Raw genomic sequence first — 26,071 nt, forward strand, 5'->3', positions numbered from 1 at the left:
ACTTCGTCTTCCTCATGAATTTCAGACCCCGCAAATGCCATGACTGGCGCTCTCCCTTTGAAATCTTCTTTGGCTCCTTGTTGCACTTGACTTGACAATTCGCAATTTGCCTTTCTCTGCCCATATTCTTTCCCTCGCATGACAGTTCGGTTAAAACCATTATGTTTCTGGGAAGATATAGCCATGCACTGCCAAGTTTTATCCCTCAACCAGCCCATACTTGACCTTGATGCGGTCCAGCTTCTCCAGCATCGGTTCTGCGCCAAACCAGAGGAAAAGCCAGGTAGCCGCCGCCTGAATACAATCAAATGGCAGCCCGGAGATATAGTAGGTCATCAGGATCTTGCCGTTGAGCTCTCCGACCCAGGTAAGGGCGGAGGCGGGATTCATGATCCCGCCGTAGACCAGCACAGCAGACAGCGCGCCAAATACACACAGAGCGCCCCGGCTCCTGCGGAGGATCCCTTTTCGGAACAGGAGCCCCGCCAGGAACCCAATGATCCCCATGGCGAACATCTGCCAGGGGGTCAGCGGTCCCTGCCCAAAGAGCACGTTAGAGACAAGCATGGTCATAGCGCCCACCAGGAAGCCCGTCTCACCCCCAAAGGCAACTCCGGCCAGGATGGTCACCGCCATCACCGGCTTGAATTGCGGCAGCATGAAAAACGCCGCCCGCCCTGCGATGCCAATGGCGCATAGGACGGCGACGACCACCAGCTCCCTGGCCTGGGGCTTTCTCCCCTCAAAGATCAGGAAAAAGGGAACCATACACTCCAAAAGCACCATCAAGGAGATAAAGTAATACTTCTTATTGTCCAGATAAAACACGCCGACATACAGGGTCAGGGGGATCAGCAGTAAAATCAGCACCGCCGCCGCCATGGTCCGCTTCGCCAATTTCCGCTTGGCTTTCGGCACCTGGAGCACATAATCCTTCCGATGGGAACGGCGCGTGATACACGCGGCAAACAGGAACAGTGCGAGTAGAAAGAGTCCATACAGATGCATCTGCTGGCCCGCCAGGTCCGTCAGGCCGCTGGCCGTAATCAACTGAGTCAAATCCGCACGGCCCACGAAAGATAGGAACAGGATGAGGGATACCCCGCCCGACAATATGGCGCCGGCCTTGCGCCACCAGGGCAACGGCTTTTGTTTGCAGTCCGCACTGTCCTCCTCCGGCTCCGGGAGGGGCGTCCCTTCATCCGAGAGCTCCGGCGCAGGGGGGAGCACTCCGCCGCAGGACAGGATGACATCTTCCACAGTCACTGCTGCCGGGAGCAGGCCACGGGCCATCCGGTTGGCCGACGTGGTGTAAAAGCTGTTGCCGGAGAAAAAGGCCCGCGGCGGGGCCTCCGTAACGATAGCGCCGTCAAAAAACAGGGCGCAGCGGTGGGCATACCGGGCGCAGAACTCAATATCATGACTGACCATGAGCAGCGCGACCCCCTGCCTCAGAAGGGTCTGCAAAATCTCAGCAAAGGTCTGCTTGAATTCCGCGTCCAGCCCCTTTGTCGGCTCGTCCAGCAGCAAAATTTCCGGCCCCAGCAGGAGCACCTTTGCCAGAGCCGCCCGCTGCTGCTCGCCGCCGGACAGGTCGTAGGGGTGCCGGTCCAGCAGTTCCCCAAGACGGCATAGCTGCACCGCCCAAGCCGCCCGCTCCTCCTGTGCCTTCCCGGAAAGCTTCTGCCCCTTGAATATCTCAAAAAGGTCCTCCCGAACTGTTTTCTTTACAAAAAGGGACTGCGGGTTCTGCGGGAGCACACCTACCCGCCCGGTCAGCTTCACCTCGCCACGATAAGGCTTCTGAAGCCCGGCCAGCAGCTTCAGGCTGGTGGTCTTTCCCGTCCCGTTTCCGCCCAGCAGGGCAAGGAATTCTCCACGCCTGACGGTAAGACTCAGTCCCTTCACCACATCGGGCAGTTCTTTTTCATACTTGAACCACAAATCTTTTGCTGTGATGGCCGGTCCCGCCGGATACACATGCCGCGGCTCAGCAGGCAGGTCCCTCAGCGGATGGGTCTCCGCGAACCCAGCCAGCCAGTCCCGCCCCTCCCGAACGGTGACCGGACACGCTTCATCTGTCTCCGGCGCGGCCGCCCAAATCCGCATAGGGGCGGGCATAGCCAGAAACATGGCATGCCCGGAATCCCGCAGCGCTACCCCCACCTGGGCGGGACTCCCCGTGCAGTGTAGCCGCCCCCGGTCCATGACGGCCACACGGCTGGCCAGGGGGAAGGCGTCCTCCAGCCGGTGCTCTGTCAGCACGATGGTGGTCCCAAGCTCCCGGTTGATTTTCCCCAGCGTGGCCAGAAAATCGGACGCGGCAATGGGGTCAAGCTGGCTGGTCGGTTCGTCCAGAATGAGCACACTGGGCTGCATGGCCATAATGGAGGCCAGATTCAGCAGCTGCTTCTGTCCGCCGGATAATTCTGTAACATTTTTATAGAACCAGGTTTGAATTCCGAAAAAGGAGGCCATCTCAGCCACACGGCGGCGGATCGTCGGCGTGTCATATCCTAAGCTCTCCAACCCAAAGGCAAGCTCATGCCACACCTTATCGGTGACAATCTGATTCTCGGGGTTCTGCTGAACAAAGCCGATTCTGGCACTCTGCTCCCTCTGGCTCACTTCTTCCAGCGGGCGGCCCTCAAAGCGGATACTTCCCAGCCGGCGGCCGTGAGGCGCCAGCACGGTTTTGAGCTGCCGCAGAAGCGTGGACTTGCCGCACCCCGATGGCCCGCACAGCACCAGAAACTCCCCCTGCTCCACCGTAAGCGTCAGGTCATCCAGCGTTTTTTCTTCCTGTTCCGGATAGCAGAAAGAAAAATGCGCGATTTCTATGCTAGGTTTTTTCTCTTCAGACACACATTTTTCCTCCTTGCCGCAGTAGTCTCATTTGGGCGGATATGGCGTTTGCCCGCTCTGTCCGCCCCCGTGAGGACAGCTCATGGGTCAGGTAGCGCGGGGCGATTTGTTCCAGGACCGGCAAAATAGCGGGGTCGCTCCAGGGCTGATGCTGGTCGATTTGAAGAATATGCGAATAACTCACGCCGAACCGCGCCGCATAGTTCTCCGGCAGGCCGTCCGGCAGTGCACCTGTGTGTGCTTTCACATAAGTGCCGCTCAACGACTGGTGCAGATGAACGCCGCGCACCCAGGCAGCCAGGCTGCCGTGCCGCTCCAGCATCCGCCTGATATACTCCGCTCCCTCTGCCTCACTCTTTAGTTCGCTGTTGGTGTTCATCAAGTGCCCGGTATCCAGAAGGACCCCCTTTTTCGGAAAATGGATTCTCTCCAGCAGGCGGGCGGTCTCTTCCGGCTCCGTAAAGGTAAAGCCCGGCCACCACTGGTTCTCCACAAGGAATTCAAAAGGCCACGCCTGCGGGCCAAGTATGTGGTTAATCACTTCTGTCGCTGCATCAATGACCTCCCGGTTGGTATGCAGCCAGCGATACGTATACCCTTCCTCAATGGAAATGTCAGATACGTGAAAGACCACATAGCGCACATGCAGGGCCGCCGCACGGTGCAGGTCCGCCTGATACTGCGCCAGCAGGGTCTCCGGCCCCAGACCACCGTAAAAGCGGGCCGCAGCATCCAGAGAACCGAATTTCCGTCTCAGAGCCTTACGGTCATCCCGGTAGAAATCCAGCCAGTCCGGATAAAAGGTGAGGTGATAGCCCAGGATCAGCTCTTCTGGCAGATCTGCGGGAAACTCCTCGCCGCTCCAGATACCCTCCAGGCCGTCGCAGCCCAGAGTTTCCAGTTCTTCCCGCAGATCATCCCAGCTGTGGTACTCTTCAAAACTTCCAGAGTACAGCGGCAGGCTCATGGTCTGGTACACAGCCGCACCTCCCTTTCCTTTTGCAGTACGTGCCACGCCCAGTCCGCACGCATGTTCAGAATGACTGGCGTCAGACACAGCGCCAGATATACAAGTTGAAAGCTGACGGTCAGCGGCGTCAGAGGCACGCCCTTCGCCGTAGGATAATAGCGCCAGTAAAAGCCCTTTGCCATCCCACCGCAGAACAGGAAAAATCCGCAGTAGAGCAGCCATGCAAGCGCCGCGCGGTCCCGGCTGTCAAACCGATAGATGGAAAAGGCCGTCCGTCCCGGCAGGCCATAGCCCCGGCTTTTCATGCTGTCCGCCGTTTCAATCGCATTTTCCAGGCTCCAGGTCACCATGATGGAGAGGATGGTAATCCCATTGCGAAGCCGCTGGATCACCCCGCCGTTGGAAACGTCCCGTCCGATACAGCGCTGTGCCTCTGATACGGTTTGAAACTGCGCCTTGAATTTCGGCACAAAGCGCAAAGCCATGCTCAGGACCAGCGAAAGAGCTGGAATGATGCGGCCAAAGAGATATACAAACTTATCCGAGGTCATGACTGCCGTATAACAGGAAAACCAGGTGATGACGGCGGCCAGCATGGCCGCCGCAGCCGCGCCGTACAGGATGCTCTCCAGAGTCAAGGGATTCCCGGAGGGCAGATAGGTCAGGATCGTGGCCCCTTTGTGGTTGAACGCCGGATTGACCAAGGCAGCCACTGCCATCATGGGCAGCAGGTAAAGCAGACTCGCACGCACAGCCCGACGCCCATTCAGGTATACTGCATAGACCAATGCGGAGACCAGAGAGATGGCCAGAGAGACTGGGTGCATCAGGAACATGGTAAACGCGATCACCAGTCCAAAATACAAAAAATTCACGATGGGATGATAACCGGAAAATGTATCTCTGTATTGAATAAGGCATCCCTTCCAAGTGCGGGGCGCAGCGAGATGCCGCGCCCCGCAGGTTTTCTTTCATCAACTGCCAGTGGAGTAAAAGCCGCCTACATCCACGCCTAAGTTGCAGGTATAAACCCACTCAATGACATCGCCTTCCCTGAGTTGATACCGGGAACAGCCATAGTTCGGGAACCAGTCATTGACTTTGTACATCCAGCCGGACAACTCTCCGCAGTCAAATTCATAGAGGTTGTTGATCCCCTCAATATAAGCTGAGTTATACATCGGGGTATCTGAAAACTCCATGTGGACGCCGGCTTTCCGCATCTCCCGCTGAAGTACGTTGAACACGCTCTCCCCCTCATAGAAGGTCACGGCAGTCGCTGGAAATATGACTCCATCCTCCGGCACCAGCTCTGTCTTTTCCGGGTCCAGCCAGTCCATGTTGTCCAAAATCGTATCACAGCGGACCGAGAGCGTACAGGTATGGGTCACATCGGAGAACTCCACATCCTGCGGCTCCACCGGCAGCGGCTTTCCCTCCGGTACCGGGTCCGTCAGATACTTGTCTTTCCCTGTCTCCGGATCGATTACCATGCCGTTGGCTTCCGAGTACTCTTTATCCCCATTTACCACCCCAGCGGAGGAGACGCCTGCAATTGTTTCTGCAGCAGCGATTTTCTCCCCTGCCGTCATACCGCCCTCCAGCCCGCCAGGCCGGGCGGCCATTCCGTTCGGAGAAGGCGTCGGTGTCTCGGGAGCTGGCGTTTCTGTGGGCTCAGGCGCTTCCACAGGGTCAGCGGCTTCGCCTGGTTCCGGTTGGGTAACTTCTTCGCCTGTCGTGCCCGGGACTGCGCTTGGCTGCACGCTTTCCATCGCCGAGCTGCTGCTGTCCTGCGGCCCGACTGTCCATCCCTGGAGTCCAGGTGCGTTGCCGCCGTACCAAAAGGCTGCGGCCAGCGCCACCACGATGGCCAGTACGGCGATCACCTTCCCCTTTGTCAATTTCATTTTGTTTCTTCCTCAGTTTCCCAAGGCGTATATAAGCAGTAGGCGGGGCAGAGATCCCCCATGTAGATCCACACATTCTCGCCCATGTCAATGGGCTCGGAAAATGTCAGGTTAGGAATCATCAGTTTGATGGTCGTGCGCCTGCGCCCTTTAATGTTTTGTCCCTCTGCAGAGGGTTCCTTTCGGAACGCCTCTACACGCTGTGCCAGGTCACTGACCCCCAACTCACGGGCGAGCCGGGGAAGAACATCCTCCTCCTTGCAGTAGGACACATGATCCGGATCCTGAAACCAAGCTGCGTTCATCATATTGTTCTTTCTCCTTTCCAATTAAAGTAGTTTGGCACCGCTCAAAAGGTTAAACAGCATCTGGGCCACTTCAGCCCGGGTCACCGCTTCCAGGGGTCTGATATTCAACTCGGATTGATCCAGGATGCTCTCCTTGTAACAAAATGCCAGAGGGACTCGAGCCCACTCACCAGTGCTCATATAATCAGGGAACTGTGCCAGCATATTTCTGGTTGCCGCGTTATCCAGTTCTGGGTTCAGCCCACATAGTTTCGCAGCACGGGACACCATCACCGCCGCCTCCTGGCGGGTGATCGTACCCCCGGGATTGAAGCGTCCGTCTCCAATTCCGTTAATTATTCCATAGGAATGTGCAGTCCCCACATAAGGTGCGTACCATGCATCTGTGGCAACATCGGAAAAGTTATTGTTTGCTCCTGGCGTGAGACCCAGCGCCCGCACGACAATGGCGGCAAACTCCGCTCGGGTCATGCTGCCCTCCGGATCAAAATTCCCACCAGCTCTTCCATTGATAATATCCCGCGCAGCCAAAGACTCGATCGCGGTAATCTGATTGCAGAAGGCAATGTCCGGAAATGTCTTTCCAGGGGAAACGATGGGCCGGGTGGTCACAGAGGGGTCCTTCCCCGCCAGCCCTTGCCCCGCGGGCGTTTCTGTCGTCACGGCATCTGAAATGGAGAGTGCATCGGACATACGGTAGAGACTGCTGCGCCCTTCTGCTGCCCGCTGAGCCGCTACTATGCCATAGAATGCCTGCTCAGTCGCCATCTGATTGCTGCCACTGCCATTCACCGTGTGCAGGAACCCCTTTCCAGGCAGGTAGAAGGTCATCAGGTTATCCAGCATCGTATTTCCTCCCTTGACAAACCGGGGATCATTCAGGGAGATATTCAATTCACACAGTGCTACAATCATCTGCACGACGCTCTCAGAATTGGCGGTACCCCAGGAGGAAAATCCTCCCGTCTCATCCTGCTTTTTGGACATACAGGTCAGCGCCTCCTGCGTGGCTTTTGCCACAGCCGGCTGGTCCTGATATTTGGCCAATGCCTGCAAGGCCATTCCGGTAATATCCGGATCGGATACACCGTCCCCGGAGGTGGCTGCCTCTGTCCCACCAAACAAACTCCAGCCGCCGTCCGGGAGCTGGCACTCCAGGATGCGGTCTATGTACATCTGCCGGGTGGCCTGGGTTTTAGCCGTTGGATTCTGCGGCATAGGGTAACTTGCACTGTCCAGTGCGATCAGGGCCCAGATCGGACCATTGAGCCCCTGCCAGATGGTCTTGTCGTAGTCGCCGAGTGCCGTTGTTAAATCATAGCCCGCAACATCCCGAGCATCTTTTCCAATGGAGCTCAGTGCCACAATGACGCGGCTGTATTCGGTATATTTTTTGTCGTGAAGTTCGCCTCCGCAAGCCTTCACATACTTCTCCACCGTGGCACAGTAATTTTGATAGTAGGTTTCCGGCACATCGTAGCCGCTCCGCGCCAGACCAAGTACAGCCCACTCACCGCCAATGGAGCCTACCTGCGGATCGCGCACCGTGGTATAGACGTATTCTGCCGTGTCTTGGATCACCGCTGGCAGGGTTCTGTCCGCTGCTGCGGCCTGAACCTGCAAAGACATTCCAATGGACAGAATCAGCGTCAATAATACCGCCGTACGCTGCTTCAAACGTTTTTTCATTCTGTACCTCCTTCACAGCCTCATCATATTTTGTGTTTCCTCTGTTGACCTCGTCTGTCCGCTGGCTGGTCGCTTCCTTCTCGGCGCCTTTTCTCTTTTGATTTCTTGCTGCCGCAGTGAGTTCTCGTTCTTCTGCCGGTTTTCTTCTCTGCGCTGCTCGCGCGGACGTTTGAGTCCGGCAGCAACCAGTGCCCGAGGCCAATTTCCAAATCGACGAATCAGAAAAACGCGATAGACGCAGAATACATCCTTTTTGTTGGGGTTCCGCCCCAGCTGTTCCGCCGTCGCCTTGAGTATGGCGAGCAGTTCCTCATCCGAAAAAGAGGAATACAGGGCCATATGGATCCTTTTCCCCATATAGCGTTTCCACTGCTCCGGCTCCAGCCAAGCGTTGCTCTCCGGACTCCCAGCGGCCGTTCTCGCATCCGCTTCCAGTGCGCATTTCAGCCTGTGAACTTCTTCAGCTCTCACTTTTCTGATCGGGCCTCCTTCTCTTAACAGGTAAAGACCGGGTCCACCCTATGGATGGACCCGGTCTACGCTGTCCGCACCCATCCGATACGTCCATGTGACTTTTCCCGGCTGTCACGGGAGGGGTAAGCCTGCGGCGAATTTCACGCTCTTACATCTGTCAAAACTTTGAATGACTGGTTTTAACTGCGGCTCTCTAAAAGCCGCATCAGGACTGTTGCTACCTGGGCACGGGTTGCCTGTCCCTTCGGGTTCAGCTTTCCGTCGTTCGTACCAAGGATCAGCCCGTCTGCACAGGCCCATTCCATCGCGCGTCCAGCCCACTCCGAAGTCTGGCTGCCGTCTTTGAATGCAGTCAGCGCAGATGCGCCGCTAATATCCCATCCCTTGATCTTGGCATAACGGTACAGGATGGTGGCAAGCTGCTCACGGGTCACGAGCCCGTCTGGATCGAATGTTGTATGACTGACACCAGTGACGATACCCATGCTGTTGGCCCACCGGACCGCATCACTGTACCAGGTTCCGGCCACTACGTCTTTGAAGATCGAAGTCCCGGTCGTTACGGGAGATCCTTCCACACGCCAGAGCACTGTGACCAGCATCGCGCGATTCATAGGCACATTGGGGCTGAAGGTTGTGGCGCTGGTCCCGTTGAAGAGTTCGTTGGTGTAGGCATATACCACTGCATCGTAGAACCAGTCAGCCTCGCTCACATCCGTAAAGGGAAGCTGTACCAACTCCTCCGGCATGATTAAACTGCCTGCGATGATCGGCAACTCGTTTTTCTTGACCGCTCCTTTCTTCACAAGCCACTGCCGAAGCGCTTCATAATTGCTGGTATCCTTTCCTGTAATGTACTCCCGTTGTGCTTCATCCAGCTTCAGGTAAGCAGCTGCGGCATCCTTGACTTGACGGATCAGCCGGTTGGATGGGGTCTGATTTTCATTGACTGCGGGAAGTTTGTTCAGCAGATCCTTGACTGCATCGATCTCCTCATAGAACTTGACTGTTTCCTCCGCAGCCTCCAACCGATTCAGCAGACTCCGATCAATTTCTTTCTTCGCCTTGGCGGTCAGGGCTTCGTATGCCGACCGCGCCGCCTCCACCTTCGCGGCCTGGCTCTTGTAGTTTTTGTAGGTGATCTCCGGCAGCGCCTTGAGCATCTTGATGACTTCCTCTACACTGCTGCCGTTTGTCACTGTAATGGTGTACTTGGTGCCCTCATAGCGGATGGCGTCGGAACTCTGCTTGTTCATAGAGGGCCAGGACGGATCGCCAACACCGATGTAAATGACATCGCCCGGCTTGACTGTGATGCTCTCCGTACGTTTGTAGCGGGCTGAGTCTCGGTTGTAGTGGTTCAGGAAGGTCCTGACCTGATAGTTCTTGTTGACGGCAGACGGCGTAACGGTGACGCGTGCGCTGCTCCCGGTAATGCTCAATGTGTATTCCAGGGTGTCGCCGTCAAAATGTGGGATGAGCGTCCCACCACTGATGTCAAGGTCGTCCAGGCTGGTGTCCGAATTGCCCCAGATACTGCCCACATCCTCCCCCAGGTTCTGGGTGAATACGATGTTCAGGTAATCGCCGGAAGCCAGTTCATAGTCACCACGTCCGCCGACACGGAAGGATTGGAATCCTTCATTGACGAACCAATCGTTGAGGGTCCCCATCCAGCCCGCGCCACGGGAGCCGTCAAACTCAGCCAGGCTGGGCTCGCTGCTGTCCCGCCGTCCGTTTCCGTTCTTGTCCACGTAAATGCCGGCAAGATAGGTGATGTCGTAGCCACCGGTGTCGCTGGCGCCGGTCCCCCACCAGGAGTAGCCGTCCAGAGCCAGGGCTTTGAGCACACTGGTCATCATGGTATCCCGTTCGCACAAGTCATACCAACCGGATACCAGCGTTCCGGTAAAGTCGCCGCTCTGGTAGGTGTTGTTCTCGACGCTGATATACACCTCCCCCACCACAGAGCCAAAGTATGGGATGTCTGCGCTGCGCTCGAATGTTGCTCGGATGCTGTGGTTTTCATTTACATCACGGAAGGTATATCGCTCCACAGCACCCACAGACCTGCCGTCCACACGGACATCTGCCACCACGTAGCCAGCGTCCGGGGTGATGGCAAAGGTTTGGCTCGCACCGGCTTTGACTGTGATGGAGCCGTCCGGACTGATTTTGCCTTCAGCACCGGAAGTCGCCGTGATGGTATAGGTCTGCGCTCCGCCTTTCAGGACAACAAAGGTGCTCAGATGATTTACTCTGACCCGGACTGACCGACCACCGTCGGATCGGACACAGGTCCCGTTGAGCCTCTCATGACTTCCGTCACCGCTGATGACGAGTACATCGTAAGTCTTTCCTGGAATAAAACTGTCGTTCACTGGAATTGTGACGGTAAGCGCATGTCCGTTGAAGGAGGTAAGCTCTCTGTCGCCCGCCTTGACGGTGACCTCAATCGCAACGCTTCCGGAGAGATTCGTTCCATTGGGGACGAGCGCCGCCAGATCGCGGCTATCCTTTTCCTCCACATGGATGGTCAGTTTCTCACCGTTGCCTGCCGCAGATGCAATAGAACTCAGGACTGCTGCAGGCAGGGCAGCGGTGCCTCTGGTGGTCTGGATCACGACACCGGTTTGGGCCTCTGCAATGGTTTGGGCCGCACCTGCCGGCAATTCTACGCTGACCGAGGAGATCTGCTCGTTGATTGAGGTTGGGCTGATGGTGATCGCATCCGCTCCAGATGCTGTTGCAGCAGTTACGGCTTCTGTCACGGCCTTTTGATCGATAATAGCGGTCTGGGTATTGCCGCTTGTCGTCACCTCCTGCCTGATTACCGGGGAGAGCTTCTCAAAGGTGACGGCAATGGTGTGATCCGCAATGACATTGCTAAAGGTATAGGGGTAGGCTCTGCTGTCTGCGCTGGTGACCATGGCATTGGTAACTGGGGCGGCTAATGCTCTCTCCGCTCCACAGTCCGCACAAATATACGTACCGGCTGCTTCTGTGGAGGTGTCCTGATCCAACACCCAATTATGGGACGCCAGGGAGGAGGTATCCTCCAGACCGCAGGCAGCGCATACGTTCCAGTGCATCCCGCTGCTATAAGCCATCTCAGTAAAGGAATGCTCCGCATAATCGCCGTAGTGCTGACCGCAGTCTTCACAGACTGCAAGGGCGGTGCAGGTAGCCCTGCCCCCATGGTGGCTGCACACCGGTGTGCTTTCTGCTGTTGGATGATAGCCGCACACCTGACAGACTTGCTCCTCTGTGTGGGTCTCAGGGATAGCCGCTTGAGCCGGGGCAGCACCCACACCCAGGAGGAATTCAGGGCTGACCCCTACCAGGCTGACCAGTTCCGCACCTGCATCACTGCCGTTCTCACTCGGCTGGCCAGCGGTATCCATTGTTTCAGTGGGTTCCGGAGGGACAGATTCGTCCGCTTCCGGCAACTCGTCTGTACCAAAAGCACCATCGACGATTTCCTCACCGGGGCTGGTTTCTTCAGGCTCGGTCTCTTCTCTGGGTTGCTCCGCAGGCTTCTCTGCCTGTTCGAACAGGTGAGACTCCACGCTGCCATGTGCGCCACAAACCTGGCAGACCTGCCAATGGCCGGTTTCATCCGATTGCCACACGCTTCCGTACGGATGTGCTGCGAGTCCGATTTCCGCACCCTGCTCCAGTACCTCGCCGCAGGCTCCACAGATCACATCTCCGCTATACCCGGAGTCTGTACAGGTAGCCGCTCTCCGGCCGAACACAATGTTCTCACCCACATGAATCCCATCGGCACAGGTCTCCTGCGTCTCATCCTTATCAGGGGCGGCAGGCAACTGGTTTTGAGGCTGTTTCATGCCAGGTGCTGTGAATGCACCGCCTGCCCACTCAGAGATGCCATCCACCAGGATATCCTTGATCTGATAGCCATTCTCCGGTGTAATGGTAAAGGACTGCTCCGCTCCATGCTGCACCGTGATCGTGCCGGAGGGGTCGATGTGCCCACCGGTCCCCGCCGTGGCGGTGATCGTGTGTGTGCTGACGGGCTTGCTGGTGAATGCGTCGCTCATGTTATAGAGGGAATTCTTATTGTTCTTATAGCGGTCATAGGCCACCAGGGCATAGGCTGCCTGTTCGGTGGACATCTGGTTGTTGATCTGGCCTACATCGTGGCTGAATCCGCCGTTCGATGTTTTGTAGCGCAGCAGGTCTGCCAGTACACTGATGCCACTCTTGGTAAAGTCCTTGTCGCTGCCGGCATCCCTGCCCAGGGCGGCCAAAGCCACGATGACTTGTGCGCTGGCCTCCGAATTGCCATACCCACCTGTGCGGTTCTGATAGCCGGACATGAAGTTTATCGCCCGATTGACCGACTCCGTCAGTTCCCTATAGCTGTGCGTTGCTCCCAGGCTTGTGAATTTGCCCTCATTGCGGTAGTAGGGGGCCAGGGCCTGCACCGCCATGGCGCAGACGTCCACACCGCCCAAGTCGCTGCCGCTCCCGGTGTCCACCTGATCCGGGTTGTAGATGGGCCAGTTGCCGTCAGGCTGCTGTTTGTCGATCAGCAGATCGATCCAGGCAGCCCGTGCCTTGTTGCCCTCCTTGTCCTGATAGTAGTTGTTGGAATCCAGAGCAATGAGAGCCCAGATGGTGCCGTTGTTGCCCTGCTCGGAGACCTGATAGGCATAATTACCCTTAGAAGGATCCAGCAGGGGCTTCACAAGATCATAGGTCTTTTGGTTGCTCGCCTTAAACCGGGTGGCATCCACACCCAAAGAGGTAAGTGCCACCACAACCCGGGCATACTCTGTGTGCAGGGTCCCATTTTTGGAGGTATCCAGTTTGCCGTCACAATCCGCCACATAGTCCTCCAGGTTGGCCAGATACGCCGCCTGGATATTTTGGGACAGAGCATCGGCTCGGGCCTGGGCCAATACCGCCCACTCGCCGTTGGTGGATCCAACGATTGGATTGGGGACATCCTGCTTCAGCCGGGCCAGAACATCCGTCAGGGCCGTTTTGTAGCCAGAGGTGTCCTGTCCGCCGCCCTGAAGGATCTTTAGTGCGTCCTCGGCGGCTTCCAACACGTCCAGATTGGAGACCATATTCTGGGTGCTGAACTCGCCGGTATAGGCATCATAGGCTGCCCGTGCGGCGGCAATCTCATCCGCCTTGTCCAAAGTGACCTCGCCGATGCTATCAATTTTTTGCACCACAGCAAGTGCGGCCTCGGCATTGCAAAGGATCTTATACCGCTCCGCTACCAGGGCCTTCTGTTTCTCTGTCAGGTTGTCATACGCTGTCCTGGCTTCCCGGATCGTTTCTTTGCTGGCCGCTGTGACCGAATTTCCAATGGCATCTACTTTATCATTGAAGGCATGTACCGCCTCCAGATCCGTGCTGCCTTGTCCAGCACCCACAGCCTTCACCGCATCGGCCAGCTTCTTCACATCGGCACTGACCAGATAGGCCTGCTGGGCCTGAGACAGTCTGGTATAGGCCGTATTGGCGCGGTCCACAGCATCCTTATACGTAGTCGGGGATGCCTGGATATCCGCCAGACTGGGCAGAGCGCCAATCAAGTTCTTGACGGTATCGATCTCCTCAAAGAAGGAGACCCGGGCCCGCAGGTTCTTTAGTTTTGTCGTATCTCCGGCATAGTTCCCGGTGGTGACCAATGCCTGCAGCATCTCCGCTGTCTGGCCATGCACCTTGTAATTGCTCTGGGTCACCTCGCTGTCCTGAGGCAGGGAGGCAATCGCATCTGCCAGGGTCTTCACCCGGATGGTATACCTGGTCCCCCTGTTGCCGGTGTTCATGGTGGGCCAGCCCTTTTCGCCGACGCCCACATAGAGCACGTCGCCGGAACGTACCGTCAGGGTTTCGCCGCTCTTATAGCGGGCATTGTCCTTGTCGTAACTATTTAGGAAAATGCGGGTCTGGAAGTTTTTATTGACCGCCGTCGGTTTCACCTGGATCGCAGTATATCCATCGGGGATGACCAGCAGGTAGTCGGTGACGTCGCCGGAGAAACGCGGAGCCAGCGTACCATGGGAGATATCCAGCACCTTGAGCCTGGTATCGTTGTTGTTCCAGGTGCCGCCCAAGTCCTCACCGGCGTTCAGGGAGAACATGATGTGGATCTCGTCGCCGTCCTCCAGTTTGCCGTTTTTATAGGTGAAGGCATGGAAGCCCAGGTTGGTAAACCAATCGTTAAGCGTTCCCATCCAGCCGGCGGCTGTACCTCCCTGCTTTTCCGCCAGGGTCTCGCCATCCTTAGACACGCTGGCCAGATAGGTAATGTCATAGCCATTGGCTGTCGTTCCGCCGGTGCCAGTCCACGTATAGCCCTTACTTGCCAGGACCTTGAGCACCACGGTCATCATGGAGTCGTTTTCACCCAGGGTATACCAGCCGTCGGCTATGGAGTTGGGACCGTAAAATGCTCCGCCGGCATAGGTGGTGTTCTCCATCGTCACATGGACCCGTCCCACTGTTTTGCCGGAATCATAGCCCTCATTGCCCACATCTGTTGCTCCGCCGGCAGCTATGGCCATGGCGCTGAGGGCCGCCTTTCTGGCATCCGCCACCTCGGTGTTGCTCCTGGCGGCTTCAATGGCTGCCTTGCCGCCTTCCATTGCATTCTGTATGGCAGTAAGTTGCTCTACGCCGAGACTTCCGTCCTTTCGGTAATCACGCATTGCGGATTCCAGGGCGGCAATGGCAGCCGCCTTATTTTCCGCCAACCCCTCGGTATCGCCGTTCAGGACAAAATTCTCATACTCTGTCCGGGAGAGCATCTTCAGGCGAATGCGATAATTGGCGCCTTCGGGGGCATCTTCCGGCACCTGCCAGGTGGCCAGGCAGTAGCCGTTTACCCCACCATAGGTGGCCGGCTCAAACAGGTTCCATGTCTTTTCGTCATCGGCCGACCAGGTGAGACGGTACTGCTCCTCCGTCTGATTCAGGAAGAAGCGAACGTATACATAGTCCCCCGACTTGGCTGGCAAACTCTCTGCATATTTTCGAGGGTCCTTCCAGTCCGGATCGGGGATGATGCCGTTGGGCTGCCGATGGGAGATCCAGTTCAGATTCGGCCAGCTGTACAGAGCCGCGCCGCCGGTACCACTCATGGTCCCATCCATCGTGGCGAAGGGATACTCCGTTTCACCGGGCTTTTGGAAGGTAACCGTCACATTGGCCAGTTTGCGCAGCTGTGCCGCATCAAGTTGAGCGATGCCAGCCAACCGTTCCCGCTCATGTGCAGTCAGCAGGTTTTTCTGATGGTCGTTCAGGGCAGTATAGGTCGTCTGGATCTTTGTGACAAGCACCTGATAGGTCTCGTCCATAGCGGACAGGTCACTGGGGATCAGGGCCAGATCCGCCCGCAGTTCTTTAAGGAGTGCGGAGTGGTTCAGGGCGGCGGACGCCGCATTCCGCAGGGCCGCGTAGTCCACCTCGTACTGGTCCATCAGGGCCGGGAACGTGGTCGCCCGCACCAGATTGGCCTTCAGGGTCTCATACAGAGGTGCGAAGGTTTCCGCATAGTACCCGGCCGCGAAGTCGTAGTCGTGGTACTGCTGGAAGAAGGCCTCCGCCTCCGCCGCCTTTTCGGTCTTGTACTGGGCCAGCAGGGCCGCATCATCCTCCGCCGCCGCCACGTGGATCCGGGTATAGCCGCCAGTCCGCAGAGAGTAGTAGGTACCAGTGGTGGTCTCCCAGAAAATGTCTGTGGCGGTGATGACGTCCTCTGTCAGGTCGAAGAGGGCCACGGTGTACCACCCGGGTCTGGTAAAGACATACTCCAGAGAGCCGTCCGCCCCAGTGACCGCCGTAGTTTCCTTGATGGGTGCGGAGAGGGCTTCCGTCTCCCCGGGTTCGCTGACGAAGAGGGTCAGTCCGGCGCCGCCCAGGTCCGCGTTCTGCTTGCCGTAGGCTGCGCTGGTGACGCTTCCGGTGACAGTCACCTTGTCGCCTACCTTGACTTCGGCAGTCTGGCCCAACTTTATGCCGATCTTGGCAAAACTGTCCGAATAGACAGCGGTGCTGCCCGCTGTATCGGTGGTCCACTGCGAGGTGGTCTCGCCGGTGGACGCCTCCGTCTTCTCAGCGGGCAAAGCGTAGCGCATCACCAGCACTTCGGCGTTGTTGGGGATCTGGATATCCGACGTTGCCAAGTCGTCCACATAGGCGGAACCGACCCACTCGCCGTTGAGATAGACGGCCAGCAGGGGATCCATGTCACTTGGGTTGTTCAGCCCGGCGGGCAGACTGCCGTCGCTTCCCCTGTTGTAAGTGATCCTGGCCTGTTCCAGGGCTTTGGACACGGTGGTGCTCCCGGCCTCCAGGGTCATGGACGGATTCTCATAGAGCGCCGTCCCTCCCTGCCGGAAGTTCGGGTAGCGGGAGAGCATGTTGTTCACATAGGTGAAGGAACACGTCACACCCCCGCTGCTGGCCAGATTGAGCCGGGCAGCGATCAGGCCGTCCAGATGTTTCTCAAAGAGACTCAGCATCTTGTAATCCGCCAGGGTCCCGCCGGCAAATCTGTGTTCCATGTCCTTCTTCAGAAGGTCATAGGCCGCTGTGTAAGCGCTCCAGGTATCCTGCGTGTAGTCGGTTTCCGTCAGCCGCTGTGGGTCATACTGGGTCAGCAGGTTTTCGGCCTCCTGCCTGCGCGCATCATAGGTGGCTTTGTATTCATTATAGTTCAGTTGGTTGACCAGCACCATGTACTTCCAGTTGTACTTATCTGAGATGTGGCCGTTGTAGATCTGATCCACCAGAGCGTCTGCCTCGGACTGCTTGTCACTGGTATTGTCAGCGGTGGGATTTCCGGAGCCATCATACAGCGAGTCCAGAAGGGTCACCATTTTGCCGTACAGGAGCTCCCCTTCCGCCCAGGATGCGGCGGTGTAGTCCGATTTTTTCAGATTCCGGTAGGCCTGTACCGCCTCGTAGAGCCTGGTGGCGTTGACCTGGGTGGTGGGGATCAGCTTATTGATCGCAGCCTGGAGGGCACTAGCTGCATCTGACAGTTCCTGTATGCTGCCGGGATTGTCTAATGCAGCCTGTGCCTGTGCAAGTGGACCATTTTGTGCTGTAAGTTCTGCCCAAAACCCACTTTTTTGATCTGTAATGGTGTCCGCATCATTCCCATTATAGCGGTCGTTTGTCTGATGCCAGTTTGCCTCATTATCTCCAGTTACTGATGCGACAAGCTGTTGTAAAGGCACCTTATCTTCCTCTGTAATTCCTTCGCTATCAGCCTTTACTTGAAGCAACACACCATACTGTATTTCATTGTAATGAAAAGCGAAAAAATAATAGGATTTGCACCCGCTTTCAAAGGATCCTTCAGCGAAGCCCGCCTGCTTCAACATCTCCTCTGTAGCTACTGCGCCGCTTAAATCATCCAGGGTCTTCGTCTTATTCCTAGGCCATCCGGCCTTTTTAACTGATCCATCCAGATAAAAATGTCTGATCGCCATCATTGATTCCCCAGTGGCATTCAGAAAAGATATCTCTGTTCCAAATGTTACAGAGATACGATACGTCTGGCCTATGGTATAGCTTTTGTCTCTATAGGAAAAAGAGATTTCATCGTCGATAAGGGCATCATAGGCCCCCTCTTCCAAGCCATCAGCATTGAGGCTGATGGTCAATCCTTCATCTACGGCGTATGCAAGCGGAAGTTGTGCGGCAGTAAGTGCAAAAAGGAGGATAACGCTTAATATTCGTCTCAAAATTAAATTATTCAATATTCGTCTCAAAATTAAATTATTCATAGTAAAAAAAGCGCTGGAGCGCGAGTCTCCATGGCTACCCGCGCTCCAGCTTTTATCTCAAGGTTTATTTAACTACAGCAATGATGGGGGCAGTGTCTCCAACCTGTACTATAATTTGGACAGGCACCATCTCATCTGTGACTGTATAAGTAGTAACAGCTTCCCCGTTGATAAGAACTGTCGCACCGCTTGCTGCAGAAACCGAAAGGTTCACTCCCTCCTCGAGACCGTATTCAAGCAACCATACTCTGCCGCCCATGCTTTCAAAATCTTCCAAGCTAAATGCTTCTTCGCCAATGGAAAGTGTCAGTTCCGAGGCATAGCTTCCAGTACTGCTCCCTGTCACCGCATAGATGCCGCAGACCTCGGCGGAGGTCTCGCCGAAGATGGCGGGGACAGTGAAGATGGGGTTATTGGGCGACTTGATGTCCAGCGCAGCAGAGGTGTAGACCCGCACCTTGGAGATGGAGGTCAGGTGGACCGGCATACCATTGGCATCCACAGCCCAGGAGATATCAAAGGCGTTGCCGCCGGTGGTGCCGTACACATAGGGATTGGCCGGCGTGCCATAGGCACTGCCGTTGGGGGTGATGTCGGCGTAGCCGAAGGCATAGTCCGGGGTGGTGTCGGTGTCCCGCACCAGGGTGATGTTCTGGTAGGTGATCTCATCGTTGACCTGATCCCAGATCACATCCTCCACATTGCCCCAGGTCCGATCATAGCCCTCCGCAGTTTCAGGCCACCAGGCCACGGCATCGTTGCTGTTGAACTTGGTCCAGGGGCAGATGATAGCAGAACCCCGCGTGACCGTATACCAGATGCCGGGGGTGTTGAATTCCCCACCGGCGGCAGTGACCTTCTTGTAGGTCACGTCCACATTGCGCAGAGTCTCGTCGGCGTAGTAGAGAGAGCCAGCCAGCTCATACCAGCCGGCGGTTCCGCCCTCGGGGGTGCCGTAGACCTTCACGGAGGCCGCCTCGGGGTTGTTCACAAAGGCGTTGCCGTAGACAATGAAGTCCGCGCCGTACAGCGTGTCGTCCCGGTTTGCCACATTCATTTCATACTCCACATAGCCGCCGGCTGCGCCCAGGGAGACGCCGGTACCAGAGTAACCGCCCACCACCTTGGGGGTGCTGCCGGTGGAGGCGGTGCCGTCGGAGTAGGGGCTGCCCCACTGTTTTCCACTCGCATACTGACCGATGGGCAGATAGCCATTGAGGGCAGTGGGGGTGGGATTGCTCTCCGGCGCAGCGGACTTCGGCGGGCAGGTGATGGTATAGGTCACTCCACCGGACACCGCAGTAATTGTCATCTCCGCCGCCTTGGTTGCGACCTCAAAGGCAAAGTTCGCCCCATCGGCGCTGGTATAACTGAACTTCTGGGATACGCCATCCACCATAATGGTGTCGCTGTTTTCCACCCAGAGAATAAATTCGGCAGGAATATAGCCGGAGCCGTCCACACTGACTACGGTTCCGTTGTTACCGGTCCACTGAATCGTTACAGGCTCGCCTTCGGCGATGCTCACCGGCTCATAGCCGACAGCCGCAGCGCCTATGCTGCAAAGACTCATCACCATGGCCAGTGTCAGCAGCATTGCTGTCAATTTCCTGGTTTTCACACTTATACCCTCCTTAAAATGTTCCGTTGGTGTTCGTTCCGCTTTTCTTCGGATACAGATTCTTCCTCCTCTCCTCATCTCATCTGCTAAAAGAGATTCTCTCAATGGCTCAAATCTGAGCAGTTCGGCCGCCCTATGCGGCCGCCGCCGCGCTCCCGGCAGGAAGCGCAGAGGCCGCCGCACCGGTGGCCGTCTATTTCCGGACCACCTCCGCCCAAACACCGATCCTGTTCCTGTGCAGTTGCCGCCCCGCATTGCTCCACGTCTCTCCGCCGTTGGTGGCTCGTCCGGCTTTGCCGGCGTCCTGGCCTACTCCGCTCTCGGAATATCGCTCTCGGTGATGGGGTATTCAGTTGTCGGCCGCGCTTCGGCCATATGAGACGGGCGAAGGCCCGTTGTGTGTATGGAATAGAGATCGTCATAGGAGACCCTATGACGGAAAAAGGGGATATCCCCTTTTCCTTACGATATCTTCTCGTTACCCGGATTCGTTCCGGTTTCCGTCCGGCTGCTGAGCTCCCGGTCAAGCCGCTCTGCCTGACGCTTATACTCATCCAGGAAGATCCGCCGACTGCCGATGGGCTTTTGCCGTTTGGGTGCAGGAAGCCCTGCCGCCGCGACTACGTTCCTCCAGCCGCCAAAGCGTTTCGAAATGAACGCCCCGCCGATCATGTCTCCGGCATTGGGGGTAGAGCCAAATCGCTCTGCCTCCCGGCGGACATAATCCAGAAGCCGCTCATCGCTGTCGCCGGCGTGGTCTCTGGCGAACTGCGCATCCATCGCGCGCAGCGCCTCTTTGGTCCGTCCGGCTATGATCTTGTGGCAGCCGGTCGCTTTACCGCTCACAGCCCATTCCTCCAGTCACGGCGTCCCAATCAAACAAAAAAGACGGGCGCATACAATACGTCCGTCTTTGCCCCAGGGTAGGCGAAAAAGAGCGGACGTATTTCAAAAATACGTCCGCTTTTGCTCCCAATATAGGGGGGTGAAGGGCGCGCAAAAGCGCCGTCCTTCATCTGGCGTTTTTTGTCAGAGCAACCCCGAACCATCGGGGGTAAGCTCTCAGTAGGTCTTCTGACTGATGTGTTCAGACGGGCGTTCCACCCGTCAGCGCATATCCATCGCCTTCCCAGCTAAGCCATTACGACCGCCAGTGACCTGCTTTCGCAGAAAACAGATATGCTCCACAATCACAGCTATTGAATTGCACGTTGCCGCCGCTTTCGCCGCGGGTCCTGCTGCAAAACATGTCCAGGAATTTCACCTGATTCCCTTGTTCAGCAAGAACAAGGATGCGTGTCCGAACCAGAGGATTCGGGTCGCGCATTTGCCACAAAAGCCGGATTCATATTAAATTTTACAGGAAAGTGCATGCTGCTCTTCCAATGCAGGACTCAGGAACCATTCCTATCAAAGAGCTATCTATTGTAAAACTTGCACTTTACAAAGGGCTTTCTTTTGAGTTCATTATACAACTTTTATTAAAAAATGCAAGGGGTGACAGGAAAATCTTCCAAACACGATTTCGCTTATCCCGATAATGGCCTTTTCGCCGAGTGGTGCAGTATAATAAAAGGCACACAACCTGCCGGACGGCGCATTTTTTATACAGTCTTCCATGGATCGTGCCGGACACTTCGGTAAAACGAATCTAACGTTACTAAAGGGCCTTCTTTAACACTATAATATCATCCCGCAGATAGTCCAGAAACACTGCTATGGCGGCTGAGACCGCCACATTCTTTTGCAGCAGATATCCGACATGGAGTGAGTCGGAGAGCTCTTCCACCGGCATGGCAACAATCTCACCCATCCCGCTGTGGAAGGCATCGGCGTTGCTGTTGGTCAGATCTGGCCCAATGCTGAACGCGTCGGTAAACCGGACCAGCGCCACCTTGCTGCACCGGTCAGAGACGTGGATGGTCTTTTCCGCAATCTGATGGAACACAACCTCTTCGGTGTATTCAGAGCGATCCGCCTCCTGGTCATAGGTTACGAAGGGGTATTGAAGCAGTTCGGCCATGCTGACCTTGTCTCGCTTCGCAAGAGGGTGGCTTCTGCGCAGGAAGGCATATGTAGGCAGGCGCTCCAACTCGGTGAAGGTCACATTGTTCATCTCAAAGGTCTTTTTCAGTGCTGGAATGTACTGGTCGTGCAGGGCCACCACCCCAACGTCACTTTTTCCAGCAGCCACGTCGCTAATGATGGTATAGGTTGGGCACTCCCGGATGGCGATATCATAGCTGTCCCAAGGGAGTTCCTTCACAAATCTCTGGAAGGCCCGAACGGCAAAGGGAAGCCGCTGAGTCGAAACTGCGAACCGTGTAGGCGCGTATCTCCGGTGGCGGTAACGCCGTTCCAGGGCGCGGCTCTGCTCCACAATCTCGCGGGCATAGCGCAGGAAGTCCTCCCCGTCAGGGGTAGACTGAATACCACGGTTATTCCGCAAAAAAAGTTGGACTCCAAGCTCAGTCTCCAACTCCTTGATTGCAGAGGACAAGGTGGACTGGGAGATGTATAGGGCCTTGGCGGCAGCAGAAAAGGAACCGAACTCCGCTACTGCAACCACATATTTTAGATTTTGGAGCGTCACAGAGATAACCTCCCAATGGGTGTTTAATCCCTCATATAGGAAAAATTCTCAATCAGTTCCCGGGTATATGGGTGGGTAGGGGCATTCAGTATGGTCTCTGTCTCCCCTTGTTCCAGCAGCCTTCCCCGGTACATGATGCCAATCTGGTTGCTCGCGTGGCGCAGTAGATCGAGGTCGTGGGAGATGAGAAGATAAGATACTCCGGTTCGGAGCTGAACCTGGTGCAGCAGATCCATAATCTGGGCCTGTACCGACACATCCAGCATAGAAGTGGGCTCATCCAGCACAATAAACTCAGGCTGGAGCAGCATAATACGGGCCAGCACAATGCGCTGAATCTGGCCGCCACTGACCTGGGAGGCCCGGCGCTCCAGAAGCTCTGGCTGAATTCCATAAGGCTCGATATGGGCGCGAATTATTTCATCCATATCCTCCTTGCCGGGCAGATCGTGGAGCAGAAAGGGCTCCCGCAGGCTGTCCAGCACTGACATCCGCGGATTTAGCGAAGTGTCCGGGTGCTGAAAAAGCATCTGAATGCGCCGGCGGTAGGGGAGCATTTTTCGCTGAGGAATGTCTAAGAGATCCGTTCCGTCATAAAGGACTGTCCCAGAGGAGGCCGGGAGAAGTCGGGTAATCATCCGGCCCAAAGTGGATTTGCCACAACCGGACTCCCCCATCAGCCCATAAGTTTGTCCGGGCCCGATGGAGAGGGAAACATCATCCACTGCCTTGTAGGTGCGTCTGCGAAGGCGGTTGGAGTGAAAACTTTTTGAGAGGTGCTGAACTTCAAGCGTAGCGATGGCAACACACACTCCCTTCTCCACAGGGGATGGATTTCGGCTCTGTATGCCGGCAGCGATCCTCCGCGTAAGGGCACCGGGGATGGAATACGCAGCCGGAGGGCTGGTCGGTAAAGGCGGGAGAAAAGCCCGCCATAGGCTTCATACCCAAGTGGGGCAGCGAGGCAATAAGCCCCTGAGTATAGGGGTGCCTGGGGTGCTCAAACAATTCCCGTGCCGCGTTGGTCTCCAGGACACGGCCGCAATACATGACGACGATACGCTCGCAGAATTTGCGGGCCAGCAGGAGGTCGTGGGTAATGACGATGAAGCCGACGCGGTACTGGTCCCGTACCATACAGAAGGTGTCATAAACCTGATTGCGTACCACCGCATCCAGTCCCTTGGTGGGCTCATCTGCGATCAGCCATTGCGGACGTGCAGCCACAGCGATGGCTGTCAGTACACGCTGGCGCATGCCACCGGAGAGCTCAAAGGGGTAGGCGCCTGCAACCTGCTCCGGGTCGGAAAAGGCCATCTGCCTGAGAAGCTCCAGCGTGAGTCTCCGGCAGTCCTGGTTACTCTTTCCAGCCAGGCGGAAAACCTCCTCAATCTGGCGTCCCACCCGTACGCTGGGATTCAGTGAGGTGGCCGGGTTCTGAGCCACCAGAGCAATCTCTCTGCCGCGGACTGTGCACAGCTCTCGTTCCGACATGGCAGTGAGCTCCCGCTCTCCCAAAAAGATCTGTCCGGTGACAGAGGCGTTGGACTGAAGCAGCCCGAGAATAGACAAGCCCAGCACAGACTTGCCGCTGCCCGTCTCTCCGATGATACCAGTGACCTGTCGCTCCAAAAATGCGAGAGAGACATGGTTGACAGCGAGAATATCACCCGAACGGGTAGCAAAACGGACACAGAGATCCTTTGTATACAGTTCCATGTGCGTCCTCCCTTTACAGCATGCGGGCCGCGCCGTCATCGTGGTCAAGGCAGTCCCGGAGATAGTCGGCAATCAAGTTGATGCTCAGGCAGAACAGCGTCAGGCAGGCCGCAGGGGCCAGTAGGACGAGAAAATCCTTTACATAGTAGAGCTTGGCGTCGTTAATCATGATCCCCCAGTCCGCTGCGGGTGCCCGCAGGCCCAGGCCCAGGTAACTCATGGCGGCCACGGTGAGCACCGTAGAGCCGATCCGTGTGGCGATTAGAACCAGCAGAGGGAGCAAGATATTGGGCAGGATATGGCGCCGCATGATATAGAAGCTCCCGCCGCCCATGGCCCGTGCGCCCTCGATATAGTGCAGCTCGCGGATCTCCAGAACTTGATTGCGCACAATACGGGAGAATCCAGCCCAGGAGCTGACCACAATGGCGATCAGCAGACTGCGCATACCGGGGCCCAGCAGTCCCAGGATGGCGACCACAAAAGCGGTGCTGGGGATTCCTTGGAAGATATTGACCACAGCCTGAATCAGTTGATCCAGCCATCCCCCCAGATAACCGGACACCAGGCCGATAGTCATGCCCAGCAACAGAGTGCATCCGGTGGCGAAGAAAGCGATGAACACAGAAGAGCGGCTGCCGTAGATAAGCCGGCTCAGCAGATCACGGCCGATATGGTCGGTACCCAGCCAGTGTTCAGGGGAGGGGGCGGCAAGGCCGTTGGCCATATCCACCGCGTTGGGGTCGCAGGGTGCCAGAAAATCAGCAAAGACCCCTACCAGCAGGAAAAGAACAAGCACAGTTAGTGAAAGGATGAACAAGACTTTTTTACCACGCATGCTTAGCCCCCCAATCGAATCTGCGGGTTCAGCCAGGCGCAGATCAGGTCGGCCAACAGGCAAACCAGAACAAAAACGACACCGGTAAAAAGTACATAGCCCTGTATGGCGATATAGTCCCGGTTATTGATGGCGGTGAGGGCGTAGCTTCCGATTCCTGGGACAGAAAATACGCTCTCCGTGATCATGGAGCCTCCCAGAAGACCACCGAAGGTATTGGCGATATAAGTAATGGAGGGAACCAGAGAATTTCGCAGTGCATGACGGGAAATGAGCTGGCCTCTCCGCAGGCCCTTGGCCTGGGCGGTCAGAATGTAATTCTTGCCCAGCTCCCCCAGAATGGAAGAGCGAAGCAACCTGATTACCACACAGGCCGAGCCGATGGAAATAGCCAGACAGGGCATGAGGAAGCAGGACAGTGTCTCTGCGCCGCTGGTGGGCAAGATGCGCAGCTTCTGGGCGAACAGCCAGATCATAAAATAGGCTAGGCAGAAACCAGGAATAGACATCAGAAGCACCAGCAGAACCCGCCCGAGCAGATCAATGAATTTGTCCCGGAACAGTGTTAGCAGCAGGCCGCCAGCAAGGCCCACCACAGCAATGACCAGCAACGCCATTCCGCTCAGCAGGAGGGTGTTGGGCAGCAGCCGGAGGATCTCACCGAGCACCGGCTTGTCGTCAATATAGGATTCCCCTAAATCGCCGTGGGCCACGTTCCAGATCCAGCGCCCGTATTGCGCCAAAATGGGATCATCTAACCCCATTTCCGCTCGAAGTTCCTGGATTTCCTCCTCAGTAGGGATATAGTTGGGATCAGCACTGGCCCGGTTGGTAGCGGGATCTCCCCGTGCAATCAACCCCAGACCGAAGGCCAGAAAGGTGATTCCGACCAGGATGGGAATTGTCCACAATACTTTTTTTGCGGTATAGCGCAGGGTCTGATTCAATGAAATACCTCCCTTGAAAAACACCGCGCCAAAGCACAGCTTTGGCGCGGTGTGGCGGTTACTGCGCGTTCACCCAGGAAAGATGGCTCAGATCCAAATGGTCACTGAAATCCTCGTAGCCGGTGATCTGCCCCTGATTGTAGATGAGGTTGCTGGTGTCGTAGAACAGAGGAATGACAGGCAACTCAGTGTTGGCAATTTCCTGGAGCTCCACAGCCAACTCATGGAAACGGTCGTCGTCCAGGGTGGTCTTCATCTCGGCCAGCAACTCGTCCACGTGGGGGTTACTGTAGGCCAGATGTTGGGATTTATTATAAGAGCCTTCACTACTCATATAGATATTCAGGAAGTGGTAGGC

General features: G+C 56.4%; 16 protein-coding genes and 1 riboswitch. All 16 genes read right to left on the reverse strand.

Annotated elements, in window-relative coordinates; genetic code table 11:
* Positions 1–198: 198 nt before the first annotated feature.
* Entirely contained in the window at positions 199–2,865 is a 2,667-nt protein-coding gene (locus tag Q0Y09_RS10935) for an ATP-binding cassette domain-containing protein (protein ID WP_297721405.1), read from the reverse strand.
* The gene (locus Q0Y09_RS10940) at positions 2,858–3,844 is read right to left on the reverse strand and encodes a TIM barrel protein (RefSeq protein WP_297721408.1); all 987 of its coding nucleotides are present in this window, start codon (positions 3,842–3,844) and stop codon (positions 2,858–2,860) included. The genes Q0Y09_RS10935 and Q0Y09_RS10940 overlap by 8 nt, the downstream gene beginning before the upstream one ends.
* Positions 3,829–4,710, reverse strand: a complete 882-nt coding sequence (locus Q0Y09_RS10945; RefSeq protein ID WP_297721411.1) for an energy-coupling factor transporter transmembrane component T — start codon at positions 4,708–4,710, stop codon at positions 3,829–3,831. Before Q0Y09_RS10945 ends, Q0Y09_RS10940 begins: the two co-directional genes overlap by 16 nt.
* A gap of 99 nt (positions 4,711–4,809) precedes the next feature.
* Positions 4,810–5,742, reverse strand: a complete 933-nt coding sequence (locus tag Q0Y09_RS10950; RefSeq protein ID WP_297721414.1) for a DUF4430 domain-containing protein — start codon at positions 5,740–5,742, stop codon at positions 4,810–4,812.
* Positions 5,739–6,050, reverse strand: coding sequence for a hypothetical protein (locus tag Q0Y09_RS10955; protein WP_297721417.1), 312 nt, complete (start codon positions 6,048–6,050; stop codon positions 5,739–5,741). Before Q0Y09_RS10955 ends, Q0Y09_RS10950 begins: the two co-directional genes overlap by 4 nt.
* A 21-nt stretch (positions 6,051–6,071) precedes the next feature.
* Complete coding sequence (locus Q0Y09_RS10960; protein WP_297721420.1) at positions 6,072–7,739, reverse strand: S-layer homology domain-containing protein; 1,668 nt, start codon at positions 7,737–7,739, stop codon at positions 6,072–6,074.
* A 12-nt stretch (positions 7,740–7,751) separates the two neighbouring features.
* Positions 7,752–8,210 (reverse strand): hypothetical protein, encoded by a 459-nt coding sequence (locus tag Q0Y09_RS10965; protein ID WP_297721423.1) that lies wholly within the window; start codon positions 8,208–8,210, stop codon positions 7,752–7,754.
* 182 nt (positions 8,211–8,392) lie between these two features.
* The gene (locus Q0Y09_RS10970; RefSeq protein WP_297721426.1) at positions 8,393–17,443 is read right to left on the reverse strand and encodes an S-layer homology domain-containing protein; all 9,051 of its coding nucleotides are present in this window, start codon (positions 17,441–17,443) and stop codon (positions 8,393–8,395) included.
* A 616-nt stretch (positions 17,444–18,059) separates the two neighbouring features.
* Positions 18,060–19,616: a hypothetical protein gene (locus tag Q0Y09_RS10975; protein ID WP_297721429.1), complete on the reverse strand. Its 1,557-nt coding sequence runs from the start codon at positions 19,614–19,616 to the stop codon at positions 18,060–18,062.
* A 462-nt stretch (positions 19,617–20,078) separates the two neighbouring features.
* Positions 20,079–20,462 carry a hypothetical protein gene (locus tag Q0Y09_RS10980; protein ID WP_297721432.1) on the reverse strand — a complete coding sequence of 128 codons (384 nt, stop codon included), beginning with the start codon at positions 20,460–20,462 and terminating at the stop codon, positions 20,079–20,081.
* A 200-nt stretch (positions 20,463–20,662) separates the two neighbouring features.
* A riboswitch (cobalamin riboswitch) is annotated at positions 20,663–20,936 on the reverse strand.
* A 340-nt stretch (positions 20,937–21,276) separates the two neighbouring features.
* Positions 21,277–22,209: a LysR family transcriptional regulator gene (locus Q0Y09_RS10985; protein ID WP_297721435.1), complete on the reverse strand. Its 933-nt coding sequence runs from the start codon at positions 22,207–22,209 to the stop codon at positions 21,277–21,279.
* A gap of 23 nt (positions 22,210–22,232) precedes the next feature.
* Complete coding sequence (locus Q0Y09_RS10990) at positions 22,233–23,033, reverse strand: ABC transporter ATP-binding protein (protein WP_367184383.1); 801 nt, start codon at positions 23,031–23,033, stop codon at positions 22,233–22,235.
* Entirely contained in the window at positions 22,996–23,928 is a 933-nt protein-coding gene (locus Q0Y09_RS10995; protein ID WP_297721437.1) for an ABC transporter ATP-binding protein, read from the reverse strand. The genes Q0Y09_RS10990 and Q0Y09_RS10995 overlap by 38 nt, the downstream gene beginning before the upstream one ends.
* Positions 23,929–23,941: 13 nt before the next feature.
* Positions 23,942–24,766, reverse strand: a complete 825-nt coding sequence (locus Q0Y09_RS11000) for an ABC transporter permease (RefSeq protein ID WP_007491035.1) — start codon at positions 24,764–24,766, stop codon at positions 23,942–23,944.
* Positions 24,767–24,768: 2 nt separating this feature from the next.
* Positions 24,769–25,713: an ABC transporter permease gene (locus tag Q0Y09_RS11005; RefSeq protein ID WP_297721443.1), complete on the reverse strand. Its 945-nt coding sequence runs from the start codon at positions 25,711–25,713 to the stop codon at positions 24,769–24,771.
* Positions 25,714–25,771: 58 nt separating this feature from the next.
* On the reverse strand, positions 25,772–26,047 hold the full coding sequence (locus Q0Y09_RS11010) for a hypothetical protein (protein ID WP_297721446.1): 276 nt from the start codon (positions 26,045–26,047) through the stop codon (positions 25,772–25,774).
* Between the last annotated feature and the right edge of the window lie 24 nt (positions 26,048–26,071).

It is taken from the genome of Intestinimonas sp., from assembly GCF_026169115.1.
In the GTDB taxonomy this organism is placed as follows: Bacteria; Bacillota; Clostridia; order Oscillospirales; family Oscillospiraceae; genus Intestinimonas.

Coding starts and splice junctions, on each gene's coding strand:
- Q0Y09_RS10995 (WP_297721437.1), bottom strand. CDS start 23,928: ATGGAACTGTATACAAAGGATCTCTGTGTCCGTTTTGCTACCCGTTCG.
- Q0Y09_RS10960 (WP_297721420.1), bottom strand. CDS start 7,739: ATGAAAAAACGTTTGAAGCAGCGTACGGCGGTATTATTGACGCTGATT.
- Q0Y09_RS10950 (WP_297721414.1), bottom strand. CDS start 5,742: ATGAAATTGACAAAGGGGAAGGTGATCGCCGTACTGGCCATCGTGGTG.
- Q0Y09_RS11010 (WP_297721446.1), bottom strand. CDS start 26,047: ATGAGTAGTGAAGGCTCTTATAATAAATCCCAACATCTGGCCTACAGT.
- Q0Y09_RS10955 (WP_297721417.1), bottom strand. CDS start 6,050: ATGATGAACGCAGCTTGGTTTCAGGATCCGGATCATGTGTCCTACTGC.
- Q0Y09_RS11000 (WP_007491035.1), bottom strand. CDS start 24,766: ATGCGTGGTAAAAAAGTCTTGTTCATCCTTTCACTAACTGTGCTTGTT.